Origin of the sequence: Acinetobacter terrestris (assembly GCF_004331155.1) — a bacterium.
Classification (GTDB): Bacteria; Pseudomonadota; Gammaproteobacteria; order Pseudomonadales; family Moraxellaceae; genus Acinetobacter; species Acinetobacter terrestris.
This window is the reverse complement of the sequence record NZ_SJNZ01000005.1, coordinates 14071-26655: the sequence shown is the minus strand read 5'-3', so window position 1 is coordinate 26655 and position 12585 is coordinate 14071. Positions and strand designations below refer to the sequence as shown.

Here is a 12585-nt window from a genome sequence, read left to right as displayed (position 1 = left end):
TGCTAGTATAAAAATACGGACATGACAAATAAAAAGGGGATAGGCATATGCCACACGACTTCAATAAACCGCCTCATGTAATCACTCCAGAAGAAAAATCGCAAAAGAGACGCTTGCCTGTTTATATCTTGGTTATTGTAGGTATTTTTCTAATCGCCTTACTGGCTTACATGTTTGCAGATAGCGAACCAGGTGCTAAAGATGCGCCTCCTGGACATCCTGATCCTTCAGCCCAAACAGCAACACCAAACAATACCACTCCAACAACTGGAACAGCCACTGCAACCGATGAAGCAGTCGCAACCGATGTGGATACTGCAACAGAAGCAGGTGAAAGTGATGCGATTACCAATGCTGCTGACAATGTAGGCGTGGGAAAAAGTAATGGTAATTAAAAGAATAACATTCAAGTAAATATTTGAAGCCCTAATCTGAAAAGATTAGGGCTTTTTTGCAATCAAATGTGCGCTTTTGTTGTATTTATGATGGTTTGTATTGAATTAAAAATAAGCAAATTCTAATGTGTTTTTAACCTGATAATTTTTGGTTCGGCTCGCTTACACAAGCTTAGTCAAGATAACTTAGTCAAGATAATAAAGCGCTTCAATGCAGTAAGACTTCAATAAGTAATAACAAGAGGAAATACAACATGAATGAATATTTTTCCGGAGGCCCTAGAGGGGGTGAATTGGATGCCATGTATTACTGGAATCAGTTCCATCCCATTCTAGCCGCTGTTGCCATTTTATTGATTGGTTGGATTCTTGCTCTTATTATTGCAGCAGGAATTAAAAAACTCTTAGAAAAACTAGGGACAAATCAACGGCTTTCAAGCACAACTGGACATCGCGCAAATATTGAAAGCATCGTATCGCGTATCGTGTTCTGGATTGTACTGATCATTGCAGTCATAGGTGCGTTAAATGTACTTAATCTCACCAGTGTGAGTGGGCCATTTAGCAATATGATTCAACAGTTCCTACTGTTTATTCCACAACTTTTAGCTGCAATAGCCGTTGGTTTTATCGGCTGGATTGTGGCGAATCTGGTTAAAGTCGGCATGCAAAAACTGCTCGACCGAACCCAGCTAGATGAAAAATTGAGTGCCGATGTTGGCGTTAGTCCGATCAGCAAGAATATTAGCGATATTGTCTACTGGCTCATTTTGTTGTTATTCCTGCCAATTGTATTGTCTATTTTAGGACTGAACGGGCTGTTATTCCCAATCCAGAATATGGTGAGTGATGTCGTTTCCTACTTGCCGAATATCTTTATTGCTGCTGTTATCGTGTTTGTCGGTTATATCCTGGCAAAAATTGTACGCGGCATTGTTGAAGGTCTGGTCGGCAGTTTAAATTTACAGCACGAAACACAAAAAATTGGTTTCTTGAAAAATTCTAATTTGCCAAAAGTACTAGGCTCTTTTGTTTTCGCTGTGATTATTATTACTGCGCTGATTATTGCATTTGAAGCCTTAGGGATTGAAGCCATTTCACAACCCGCGACTTCAATGCTGTATGAAATTATGAATGCGATTCCGCATATTATTGCGGCGGGTCTAATTCTAATTTTGGCTTATGTGGTTTCACGTTTCGTGGCTAATCTGGTGGTTGATGTATTGGCTGGCACAGGTGTTGATGAATTGCCTGCCAAAATGGATGCACAACGCTTTTTGGGAACGACCAAAGTATCGACCATTGTTGGATACATGATCGTTTTCTTTACCATGCTATTTGCAGTATCGGAAGCTGCAAACCGTCTTGGATTTGAACAGGTCAGTGCGCTGATCTCGATGTTTATCCAGTTCGGTGCTAATATTTTACTCGGTGCTGTCATCTTGATGATCGGCTTCTGGCTGGCAAACATTGTTGCGAAAGTCATTGGTCGTGGTGAATATAACAGTTCACGCTGGTTGGCAAACCTGGTTCGCATCCTGATTATAGGCTTGGTCATTGCCATGGGCTTACGTGCAATGGGTATTGCCGACTCTATCGTTAATCTTGCTTTCGGTTTAACGCTAGGCGCAGTTGCAGTGGCATTTGCTCTAGCCTTCGGTTTAGGTGGACGCCAGCCTGCAGAACAAGTACTGAATGACTTAATTCATAAATGTAAGAAAGATGCGAAAGAACCCAATCCTTTACATCAGGACAATTCAGATCTCATGACCACAACCCATGCAAATGGTTCAGATTCAATCTCAGCCCATGCTGCGCAAGAATTTACTGAACATGGTACACAAGGCGTAGGTAAAGGCACTGATCCTTCAGTCGATAAATCTTCTGAATTGGAAATGGATGGAGGCGCGCCTTCAACACCTTCTGACATTGCAAAATCTGCAGCAGAGAGTCGATTCCCATTATCCAATCCGACACCTGCATCACTGACCACTGCACCTCAAGATGATACAACTTTAGATACAGATCAGGCCGTTCCAGACTCTGTACCTGTTAATCCTCAACAGCCGCCAAAAAATAATCCATTTGGATCAACCGGTGAAGAAGAGCCAAAAGTTGATATTCATCCTGACAAAGACCCAAATACCATCAATCCCAACCCTAACCTCAACCCTAAAGATGACAACAAGTAATCGCTTAAGTTGAGATAAAATCGGCCACAGTGATGTGGTCGATTTTTAATTCAAGAATTAAAAGGAAATGAGAATGTCGAAAAAACGCCCCAATAACTTTATCGCACCAATTGTGATTGCAGGAATTACCGCGGGATTCTTTGTTAGTGCTTATCGGTTCGTATTTGCTAAGCTGAAGCCAGTAGATCAGCAATTAAAACATGATTATGCAGCAGATACGCCACCACAAAAACAAGATGAGAACTAGTTGAATCATGATTATTTTTCTGGAGTTTTTAGGCTGTTTATAAAATAACTATTCAATAAAATATAAGCATTTAGATAAATAATAATAAAGGAGACAATGATGTTATTAAATAAATTTTTTAAGTCACTTTAGACCATGTTGAGTAATGCTGAAACTTCATCTGAGGCTAAAGCAATTGTGAACATGTAGATCACAATTGCCCGTTTACAGCAGGCTAAACCTGTTCGTTTATTCGGTACAGGCTATCTAGAATAATCTATTTTGAATAAACCTTTTTTTAAACATATTGCGATGCGGCATGTGCAGACGCCCATGCCCATTGAAAATTAAAACCGCCTAGATGACCCGATACATCAAGCACTTCACCGATAAAGTAAATGCCTTTCTGCTTTTTACTTTCCATGGTCTTGGATGAAACTTCTGTAGTATCCACACCGCCTAAAGTTACTTCTGCAGTACGATAACCTTCAGTTCCCGAGGGTTTCACTTCAAAAGCATGCAAGCGCTGAGCAATCTGTTCTATTTTTTCATCACTTAAATTCCCAATCGCCAGATCTGCCGATTCAGCCCAGATTAAATTTTGTAATTCCAGTACTACACTTTTAGGCAGATACTCATTTAACAAGGTACGCAGCAAAACTTTCGGTTGACTGGCTTTTTTCGATTTAAAGAAATCTACCAGGTCGATATAAGGCAGGAAGTTAATATTAAAGCGCTGACCGACATCCCAATAATTGGAAAGTTGCAGTGAACTTGGGCCACTTAAACCGCGATGGGTAAACAATAAGGCTTCAGTAAAACTGTTTAAATCATTAGAGAGGGTTGCATCTACCGCGTTGCCGCTTAAACGAGTCGTAACTTCCTTGAATTGATCGGAAAAAGTGAAAGGCACCAAACCTGCACGGGTCGCATGTACATGATGCCCGAACTGTTTGGCAATCTCATAACCAATACCTGAACCACCTAGTGTAGGAACGGATAAACCACCGGTTGCCACCACTACAGATTCAGCCTGAAAATAACCCGTAGAAGTGGCGACTTGAAAACCTTGACCTTCAACAGGCGTTACAGCTTTCACTTCACAACTGGTTTTAATATCCACCAAGCCGGTTTTATCACATTCAGCCAACAGCATCGCTAAAATTTCTTTAGCGCCGTTTAAGGTAAACAGCTGACCGTGTTTGCGCTCTTCATATTCAATGCCGTGTTCGCAAACCAAGCCAATAAAGTCCCAGTTGGTATAACGCGTCAAGGCTGAAATCACAAAGTGCGGATTGTGTGAAATATAATTTTCAGGTTCGACATACAGATTGGTAAAGTTACATTTACCACCACCAGACATCAGAATTTTTTTACCGACTTTGTTAGCTTTTTCCACCACCAAAACTTTACGACCACGTTGTGCCGCCATATATGCCAACATCAGACCTGATGCACCTGCACCTAAAACAATGACATCGTACTGATTTGTAGACATGGGACAACTCACGGGAGATAAAAACAGGGCATTATAGACAATTTTGCACTCAATTTCAGGCTTGATCTTATCTAGCGTAGCGACCTTGCAAGCCGCCAGTGTGAATCACCAAAATCCGTGTGCCTTTGGGAAAGTAATTTTGTTCAATTAAATCAAACAAGCCGGACATCATTTTGGCGGTATAGACCTGTTCTAGAGGAATAGTATGCCTGGCTTCAAAAGACGGCATAAACTGTAAAAGCTCAGGCGTGGTTTTGGCATAACCTCCACAACAATAAGCATCGGTGATTTGCCAGTTCTGCTTGTTCGTCCATTGTTGTATATCGCGCTGTAAAAAATCACCTTTTAAGGCTGAAAAACCCAGAACCTTTTGATGCGCTGAACTTGCCTCAATAATTCCTGCAAGGGTTCCGCCTGTACCGACGGCACAACAGATGACCTCATAATTTTGCAGGTCTTCGGCATTTAAAATTTCCTTGCAGCCTTGAATGGCAAGCGGATTGGTTCCACCTTCAGGAATAATAAAATGTTCAGAAAATTGTTGGTTCAATGTTGCAATATATTCGGGCTGGTCTTTTAAGCGATACTGTTCACGCGAAATAAAATGCAGCTTCATGCCAAACTGCTGTGCCGTGGCTAAAGTCGGATTCAATGCTTTGCTTGCCAGTTCTTCACCGCGAATAATCCCGACGCTTCTGAAGCCAAATAAATGCGCTGCATATGCCGTTGCCGCAATATGATTTGAATAAGCCCCGCCAAAAGTGAGGACTTTATTTAAACCTTGCTGCTGTGCTTCCAGAAAGTTGTATTTTAGTTTAAAAAATTTGTTGCCGGAGATTTGCGGATGAATCTGATCTAATCGCTTAACCGTGACTGACACAGCCGCATCAAGAGTAAGTTTTTGGTAAGCCACTGATTGTGCAATCTGATCAAACATTTCATCATGATCCTTCGAATATTCAATCGTATTGTACGCAAAAATATTTTTATCTAGAGCTCTATTATCTGTTTGAAAGTTATTTGCTTGAGAGCGGGGATCTACGCAGGTCGCTACATAGACATGCCAAGGTAGACGTGTTCAATTCTTATAAATCATTTGATTGAAATTAATTTTGAATGGACATTACTGTGCCTTGCAAATTTATGATCGATGTTTATTTGTAAAAATATCTTAAATAGTTGAATTAAAAATATAAAAAAATGATCAAAAAACAGGCATTGATGCTAAGCTAGAAAATATAACAATGATGAAAAAGAGGATATGTGATGAAAAAGCTATCCGTGGGTTTATCCATTTGCGTACTTTTTTTGCTCACCGCTTGTGATGCAAAAGATGACTATAACAAGCCGAAAACCGAAGTCCGAACCATGATTATTGGCGGTATGCCAGTTCATGAGCATGATTATCGTCTCTCACAGCTCAATGCCCAAGAAATCAAGCCAGTGGCTGAGCACTAAGAGATTGCAAAGAAAAATAAGGCATCTACCTCAGATTTACGAAAATTTGATGTAGATGCCTTATTTGCGATCTGTATAAAATATGCTTGTAGAATTGATCATAAACATAAAATTATTAGGGTAATAAGAATCTAAAACACGTAGAATTGGCCCACACATTTTTCCTCATGATTTAAGGTAAAAAGCATTGGAATCGTTATTGATATTAGGCTCAATTACTTTGGCTTTAATGTTGGGTGCAATCAGCCCAGGGCCAACGTTTATTTATGTCGCTAAAAATTCAATTGCGATTTCTCGTAAACATGGTCTGTTTACCGCTTTGGGCACAGGTACCGGCGCTGCCATTTTTGGCTTACTTGCCGTGATGGGCTTGCAAGCCGTTTTACTGGCTGTGCCATCTGCTTATCTGATCTTAAAAATTTGCGGTGGTTTATATTTGCTGTGGTTGGCTTTTAAAATTATTAAACATGCCAAACAGCCGATGAATTCTGCAGATGATGCAGTTCAACCGATGAGTTATAAACAAGCCTATCGTTTGGGTTTAATCACGCAAATGAGTAACCCTAAAATTGCGATTATTTTAGCCAGTATTTTTACGGCACTTTTACCCAAAGATATTCCTGCTTATTTTTATGTGGTTTTGCCGGTGCTGTGTTTCTTTATTGATGCAGGTTGGTATTCATTGGTTGCGGTTGCATTGTCGGCTGAAGGTCCACGAAAAGTCTATTTAAAATTTAAAGCTATATTTGACCGTATTGCAGGTGGGGTAATGACTTTGCTTGGTTTAAAACTCATTTTTGGAATGAAATAGTTTTTCATCATTCATGAGTGAGATCATTTTATTATTCTTATAGTTCAGTGATGCATCGGGTATTTGGTGAAGTGAGTGCTTTAAATGTATCTCTAAAATAAAAAAATAGACTATAGAAAATAAAAGACCGACGATTCGAGTGATGATGAAATCGTCGGTCAAAAAAAATCTGTCACAAGTTTTAGCTTGGGCTGCTGTTCCTTACCAAAACTTGAAACTAAGTTTATTGCTTTAGGAAAAGTTCACCGAAAATATTGTGGATGCCGGTCCAAATTAACGGGTTTATGAACTTCTTACCCTATATAACGCAGAGGTTTACAGATTGGTTGACAATAAAATGAAAAAAAACTCATTTTTTTTTATACTGCTTGTCTAAAAGTTGCTTATGCAGGTATACGGTGTCACTAAGTCGTTATTTTTTATGGTTTTTCTTTTTTTGTTTTATTTTCACCTGTATCTGCGGTGTGCTCGCAGCCTTACTGCCTAGAGGCATGGGCGGCATTCTCACTATTGTTCCTTACTTGGCTGCCATGATTTTAGTACTATATAAGTTTTTAAAACAACAACAACGTGCACCAAGCGAACAAGAACGAAAAAAAATAACATTGGGGTTCAGCCTGATTTTTTGGGGGTATAACCTTGCATTTTTACTGCTTGGAATTTTAATTTTTTCTAAAGGCGATCCGGAAGTTTGGCAGAATTTCCTGCTCTATTTAAAAAATCCACAATTTATGAGTGTGGTGCTGATTATGTTTTTACTTATTGCGATCCCGCTTTATATTTTGACCTATTGGTTTTATGGCAAACAGGCACAACGTATGGCGAAAAAAATGTTTGGCTGATTGAAACCGATGTGTGCTTGAGTTTTCAATGAGCTTGCTCTATAGATAGAAAAAACAAGAGCGCTCATAAAAATGCAAAAAGCATCTGTATTGATCACGGGTGGCAGTGGTTTTATCGGCTCGCATCTACTGCCTTATTTATTGGCGCGTGATTATGCTGTATTTGGGCTGACCCGACAGAAAAACAAGCGATCCAATCATCCTGATCTGACCTGGGTGCAGAGTCTGGATCAGCTTAAAACCGATCGGATTGATTATGTGATTAACCTGGCTGGTGAAAATATTGGTCAGGCGCGCTGGTCAGCGAAACGAAAGCAGCAACTGATTCAGAGTCGGGTTGAAATGACCCATCAGCTGTACCGATATTTAGAAAAAAGACAGATTTTTCCGAAACGTATTATTTCAGGTTCTGCAGTGGGCTATTACGGTATTGATCCGAGCGAACAATGGTTAGAAATTTGTACAGAACAGTCTGCGCCACAACCTATTTTTATGTCGGAACTGTGCCAGTTGTGGGAACAGGCGGCATTAAGCTTTCAACAGCAGAATACTAAAATCGTGCGATTCGGTATCGTTTTTGCAAAGGAGGGAGGTATTCTTCCACGTATGCTACTGCCGATTAAACTGAATATGGTTGGGAAAATAGGACATGGCCGGCAACCTGTGGTTTGGGTACATATTCAGGATGTGCTGCGTGCAATTGAATTTCTCATGTTAAATGAAACCAGCACACAAATTTTCAATGTGGTCTGTCCAGAAAAAATGACTCAAGGGCAATTTGCTCAAACAGCTGCACAGCAACTGCATCGTAAACCTTTATTCTGTTTGCCGGCTTTTGTTTTGAAGGGGATGCTTGGCGAACAATTCCAACTGGTTTTAAACGGTCAATATGTACAACCGAAAGCACTGCAGGAACTGGGATTTGAGTTTAAATATCCCACTTTAAAGCAGGCTTTGGCCGATATTTTAGCGGGTGCTTAAAGCTTCAGATTATAATCTCTGAGTGCTAAAAGCGGAAGGATCTACACATGTGGGTTGCTCAAGCATCAACTGTCTTAATAAACGTGCAGAGGCAGGGCCCATACATAAGCCATTACGGAAATGTCCGAAGTTGGCCCATAGATTATCAAGCTCTGGCATTTTCCCAATATAGGGCACACCGGTAGGCGAACTCGGTCTGAGTCCTGCCCATTGTTTCACAATCGGAAACTGGTCAAGTTCCGGTACCATTTCCAGACAGGCTTTGTAAATGTGCTGTTGGGTTTGCATATTGGGACGATGTTCAAAACCCAGCTCATCCATACTGGAACCACAGACTATATGCCCGTCCTGACGTGGAATCAGGTACATCACCTTATTCATGCAGATGGTTGGCAACCACTGCTCAGGGGTTTTAAACAGCAACATTTGTCCCTGAACAGGGTTGACCGGAATGCTCATATTCAGTTGTTGCGACCAGTGCGCGGACCATGCACCTGTGGCAATGACGATCTGGTCGGCCTGAATCTGTTGGCCAGATTGGGTCTGAATGGAAGTCACACGCTGCTGTTGAATATGAAAATGATCTACCCAGGTATTTTCATGAAACTGTACGCGAGGGTGCTGTTTTAAATAGCTGATGATGGATTTGAGCAGGCGTGGATTACGGATATTAGACAACTGTGAAAAATACAGCGCCTGGTTAAATTGCTCGGAAATATGCGGATTAATCTGCTGCAGTTGCGGCTGTTTAAGCAGTTGGCATTGCTGCATCGGTTCATCAAACTGCTGGGCGTAGCGCTGTCCGATGTCAAAATCGCTTTCATCCAGAATCAGCATACCGGTATTATGAATTTCAAAATCAATGCCCGTAACAGGTTTTAATTTTTCATTCCATTCCAAATACAGTGACTTGCCATATTGTGCCAATTGATTCACCGCGCGTGGATAGCGCCATGGATACATCGGAGAAAGGATGCCACCACCCGCCCAGGAGGCCGCTTTGCCTGCTTGCTGTTGATCAAAAATAATGACGGAACATCCTTGTTCCACAAATTCTAAAGCAGACAGTAGACCGCTAATGCCTGCTCCGATAATGGCAATTTTCATCGCTTAGACCACAAATCCTTATTTCATGTCTTTGAGTTTAAGTGCAGCTTCTTCAGCGAAGTAAGTCCAGATGCCATCGGCACCGGCACGGCGGCAACTCATCAGGGATTCAATAATCACATCATCTGATAACCAGCCATTTTGAATGGCACCGGCCAGCATTGCGTATTCACCGCTGACTTGATAAACGAAAGTCGGTACGCCAAAAGTATCTTTTACTTCACGTACGATATCGAGATAAGGCATACCCGGTTTTACGATCACCATGTCTGCACCTTCCTGAATATCCAGTGCAATTTCATGTAAGGCTTCAGCGCGGTTGCCAATATCCATCTGGTAATTGTATTTGTTGCCACCTTTCAGGTTGCTTGATGAACCGACCGCATCACGGAACGGGCCGTAGAAGCTAGAAGCATATTTAGCCGAGTACGCCATGATGTTGGTATAGATATGACCATTGGCTTCGAGCGCAGTACGAATCGCACCAATACGGCCATCCATCATGTCACTCGGTGCAACCACATCTGCACCGGCTTCGGCATGACTCAAGGCTTGTTTAATCAGGCATTCAACGGTTTCATCATTCAGCACATAACCGGTGTCATCAATGATGCCGTCTTGACCGTGCGTGGTATAAGGATCAAGTGCGCCGTCAGTGATCAGCACCATTTCTGGCAATTCTCTTTTTAACAGGCGAATGGTATTTTGAACTAGCCCATTTTCATCCCAAGCAGATTCTGCAGTTAAGCTTTTATCTTCTTGTGGTGTGACCGGGAATAAAGCCAGTTTAGACACCCCCAATTCAAGCAGGCGTTCTGATTTTTTTAACAGCAGATCAGCGGAAAGTCGCTGAACATTCGGCATACTTGGAATATCTTGGGTCTGGTTTTGTCCCGGAAGTACGAATACTGGGTAAATGAGATGATCTGTCGTCAACTGGGTTTCACGTACCATAGAACGCAATTTGTCATTTTTTCGAATTCGGCGCATGCGAGTCGCAGGAAATGCAGGACGATTGAACGTATAAGTCATAACAATCTCAATGATCAGTATTAAACTATGGCTATTGTAGCCCCAGAATAAAATTTTGGGGCAAAAGTTAATAGCTATTTCTCAAATTAAGGTATTCGAGCAGATTATGAGTGATTCAGATAAAAAGTGGACAGGCAGTATTCATTTGGGCTCGAAAGTGGATATCGATGTGGTCCTGAAGCAATTGTGTCATGCATTCAATAGCTCTCCTTACTTCAAGCACAACGAGATGGTCATGCGTGTCGTTGATGGTCAAATTGAAGCCTATATTGAAATGCAGCCATTTATGATTGGCAATGTCGCTTTTCAGATTTTACACGGCGGTGTAGCGGCAACGATTTTGGACAGTATCGGCGGTATTGTTGCAATGGGCGAGTTATATAAAAAGGCTGAACCTGATCAACTGCCCGACACCATTAAAAAAGTCACTCGCTTGGCAACGGTTGATATGCGGGTCGATTATTTAGCACCGGGCCGGGGCAAATATTTTATTGCGCGTGCTGAAACCTTACGTTTAGGTCGCAAGGGTTGCACTATGCGCATGACCTTGGTCAATGATGAAGATAAGCCGATTGCCACTGCAATTGCATCGTATGCCTATTAAGTTGGCTTTAAGGTCAGTGTGCTAAAACCAGCGCAAAGAACCTGTTTATTCGGCATTGAATGAAAATTCAGTGCCGAATTCATTTTTAAAGACTGGCGAGTTACATTTTTATTATCGCATCATGATTTTTTGTTATTAAAATGCGTAGCAATATTTAAAGAAAAAATGACTTTCTCATTGACACCATCTTCTGACATTCATTGTCTTGCATAGCGGTTCGTCTCGATTAATCAGAACGGCAGCTATGATGTGTAGTGACCAAGTCTGTTGGATTTAGGAATAATCGATGACAGATGCGCAAAATACCCTGCCCGAAACACAACCAGACATAGAAATTTCAGACACTACTGCAAAAACAAAACGCAAGAAAGCCTTAAGCCTGGTCGCGTTAATCTTTATTATTGCAGTGATCTTGTATGCAATCTGGGCGTTATTTTTGAATCGTTCAGTCACTACCGATAATGCCTATGTCGGTGCAGAAACCGCATCCATTACCTCCATGGTGAATGGTCAGGTCGGGCAGGTACTGGTCAGCGATACGCAGCAGGTCAAACAGGGCGATGTCCTGGTTCGTGTAGACAATCGTGATGCAGAAATTGCGCTTGCGCAGGCGCAAGCAGAATTGATGAAAGCAAAACGTCAATACAAGCAGACTCAAGCCAATAGCAGTGCATTAAATTCGCAAGTTTTTGTCAGTGATGACGGTATTCATAGTGCAGAGGCTCAGGTGGCTAAAGCACAAGCCGAGCTGAATAAAGCACAGGATGATTTGGCGCGTCGTAAACAGCTCAGTGCTTCAGGGGCGATTTCTAAAGAAGAACTCAGCACTGCACAAAGTGCCGTGAATAATGCTCAGGCCGGACTGGATTTGGCGAAAGCTGGATTGGCTCAAGCACAATCCAGTCAAAAAGCGGCGCAAAGTACTTTGGCTGCAAATGAAGCCTTAATTCGTGGCAGTAATGAAACCTCAACACCAGATGTACTGATTGCTCAGGCAAAATTGAAACAGGCAATGCTTGATCTGGAACGCACCGAAATTAAAGCGCCGTTTGATGGTGTGATTGCGCGTCGAAATATTCAGGTTGGACAGCGTGTTGCCGCAGGTACTGTATTAATGATGCTGGTGCCGATTAATAAACTCTATGTCGATGCCAACTTTAAAGAAAGCCAGCTGGCAAAAGTACAAGCCGGGCAGAAAGCTACGCTTACTTCTGACCTATATGGCGATGATGTTGAGTTTCACGGCACAGTGGTTGGATTTTCAGGTGGTACAGGTTCCGCATTTGCCTTAATTCCTGCACAAAATGCGACCGGTAACTGGATTAAAGTGGTTCAGCGTTTACCGGTGCGTATTGCCCTTGATCCTAAAGAACTGGCTGAACATCCATTACGCGTAGGCTTGTCGATGGAAGCGAAAATCAACCTCGCTTCGAAGTAGT

At 41.8% G+C, this 12585-nt stretch carries 13 protein-coding genes; 9 read left to right on the top strand and 4 right to left on the bottom strand.

Features of this window, described 5'->3' with window-relative positions:
* Positions 1-47 precede the first annotated feature (47 nt).
* From E0H81_RS04195 to E0H81_RS15890, 3 genes are all read left to right on the top strand, one after another.
* Entirely contained in the window at positions 48-395 is a 348-nt protein-coding gene (locus E0H81_RS04195; protein WP_131267785.1) for a hypothetical protein, read from the top strand.
* Positions 396-649: 254 nt separating this feature from the next.
* Positions 650-2587: a mechanosensitive ion channel gene (locus tag E0H81_RS04190; RefSeq protein ID WP_131316772.1), complete on the top strand. Its 1938-nt coding sequence runs from the start codon at positions 650-652 to the stop codon at positions 2585-2587.
* Between the two features lie 73 nt (positions 2588-2660).
* On the top strand, positions 2661-2834 hold the full coding sequence (locus E0H81_RS15890) for a hypothetical protein (protein WP_165492587.1): 174 nt from the start codon (positions 2661-2663) through the stop codon (positions 2832-2834).
* A gap of 277 nt (positions 2835-3111) precedes the next feature.
* Here the strand turns inward: E0H81_RS15890 and E0H81_RS04185 are convergent, their stop codons facing one another.
* A complete protein-coding gene (locus E0H81_RS04185; RefSeq protein ID WP_131316770.1) occupies positions 3112-4311 on the bottom strand; it encodes a BaiN/RdsA family NAD(P)/FAD-dependent oxidoreductase in 1200 nt (399 codons plus the stop codon).
* A gap of 67 nt (positions 4312-4378) precedes the next feature.
* The gene (locus tag E0H81_RS04180; protein ID WP_131316768.1) at positions 4379-5248 is read right to left on the bottom strand and encodes a 1-aminocyclopropane-1-carboxylate deaminase/D-cysteine desulfhydrase; all 870 of its coding nucleotides are present in this window, start codon (positions 5246-5248) and stop codon (positions 4379-4381) included.
* A gap of 329 nt (positions 5249-5577) precedes the next feature.
* Between E0H81_RS04180 and E0H81_RS04175 the strand changes: the two genes are divergently transcribed.
* From E0H81_RS04175 to E0H81_RS04160, 4 genes are all read left to right on the top strand, one after another.
* On the top strand, positions 5578-5769 hold the full coding sequence (locus E0H81_RS04175) for an NF038215 family lipoprotein (RefSeq protein WP_131316766.1): 192 nt from the start codon (positions 5578-5580) through the stop codon (positions 5767-5769).
* 229 nt (positions 5770-5998) lie between these two features.
* Positions 5999-6580: a LysE family translocator gene (locus E0H81_RS04170; RefSeq protein ID WP_171458571.1), complete on the top strand. Its 582-nt coding sequence runs from the start codon at positions 5999-6001 to the stop codon at positions 6578-6580.
* 398 nt (positions 6581-6978) lie between these two features.
* Complete coding sequence (locus tag E0H81_RS04165; RefSeq protein WP_131316763.1) at positions 6979-7422, top strand: ABZJ_00895 family protein; 444 nt, start codon at positions 6979-6981, stop codon at positions 7420-7422.
* 72 nt (positions 7423-7494) lie between these two features.
* A complete protein-coding gene (locus E0H81_RS04160) occupies positions 7495-8403 on the top strand; it encodes a TIGR01777 family oxidoreductase (protein ID WP_131316761.1) in 909 nt (302 codons plus the stop codon).
* Between the two features lie 9 nt (positions 8404-8412).
* On the opposite strand, the gene thiO is transcribed toward E0H81_RS04160, so the two are convergent.
* Both thiO and hemB read right to left on the bottom strand, forming a co-directional pair.
* Positions 8413-9510 (bottom strand): glycine oxidase ThiO, encoded by a 1098-nt coding sequence (gene thiO, locus E0H81_RS04155; protein ID WP_131316759.1) that lies wholly within the window; start codon positions 9508-9510, stop codon positions 8413-8415.
* Between the two features lie 18 nt (positions 9511-9528).
* Positions 9529-10542, bottom strand: a complete 1014-nt coding sequence (gene hemB / locus E0H81_RS04150) for a porphobilinogen synthase (protein ID WP_131316758.1) — start codon at positions 10540-10542, stop codon at positions 9529-9531.
* Between the two features lie 106 nt (positions 10543-10648).
* On the opposite strand from hemB, the gene E0H81_RS04145 reads away from it, so the two are divergent.
* Both E0H81_RS04145 and E0H81_RS04140 read left to right on the top strand, forming a co-directional pair.
* A complete protein-coding gene (locus E0H81_RS04145) occupies positions 10649-11146 on the top strand; it encodes a thioesterase family protein (protein ID WP_131316756.1) in 498 nt (165 codons plus the stop codon).
* Positions 11147-11432: 286 nt separating this feature from the next.
* Entirely contained in the window at positions 11433-12584 is a 1152-nt protein-coding gene (locus tag E0H81_RS04140; RefSeq protein ID WP_131316754.1) for an HlyD family secretion protein, read from the top strand.
* The last annotated feature ends 1 nt before the right edge of the window (position 12585 follow it).

Bases quoted from the DNA above. Each gene is read 5' to 3' on its own strand.
- E0H81_RS04195 (WP_131267785.1), top strand. From the start codon at position 48: ATGCCACACGACTTCAATAAACCGCCTCATGTAATCACTCCAGAAGAA.
- E0H81_RS04190 (WP_131316772.1), top strand. From the start codon at position 650: ATGAATGAATATTTTTCCGGAGGCCCTAGAGGGGGTGAATTGGATGCC.
- E0H81_RS15890 (WP_165492587.1), top strand. From the start codon at position 2,661: ATGTCGAAAAAACGCCCCAATAACTTTATCGCACCAATTGTGATTGCA.
- E0H81_RS04185 (WP_131316770.1), bottom strand. From the start codon at position 4,311: ATGTCTACAAATCAGTACGATGTCATTGTTTTAGGTGCAGGTGCATCA.
- E0H81_RS04180 (WP_131316768.1), bottom strand. From the start codon at position 5,248: ATGTTTGATCAGATTGCACAATCAGTGGCTTACCAAAAACTTACTCTT.
- E0H81_RS04175 (WP_131316766.1), top strand. From the start codon at position 5,578: ATGAAAAAGCTATCCGTGGGTTTATCCATTTGCGTACTTTTTTTGCTC.
- E0H81_RS04170 (WP_171458571.1), top strand. From the start codon at position 5,999: ATGTTGGGTGCAATCAGCCCAGGGCCAACGTTTATTTATGTCGCTAAA.
- E0H81_RS04160 (WP_131316761.1), top strand. From the start codon at position 7,495: ATGCAAAAAGCATCTGTATTGATCACGGGTGGCAGTGGTTTTATCGGC.
- thiO (WP_131316759.1), bottom strand. From the start codon at position 9,510: ATGAAAATTGCCATTATCGGAGCAGGCATTAGCGGTCTACTGTCTGCT.
- hemB (WP_131316758.1), bottom strand. From the start codon at position 10,542: ATGACTTATACGTTCAATCGTCCTGCATTTCCTGCGACTCGCATGCGC.
- E0H81_RS04145 (WP_131316756.1), top strand. From the start codon at position 10,649: ATGAGTGATTCAGATAAAAAGTGGACAGGCAGTATTCATTTGGGCTCG.
- E0H81_RS04140 (WP_131316754.1), top strand. From the start codon at position 11,433: ATGACAGATGCGCAAAATACCCTGCCCGAAACACAACCAGACATAGAA.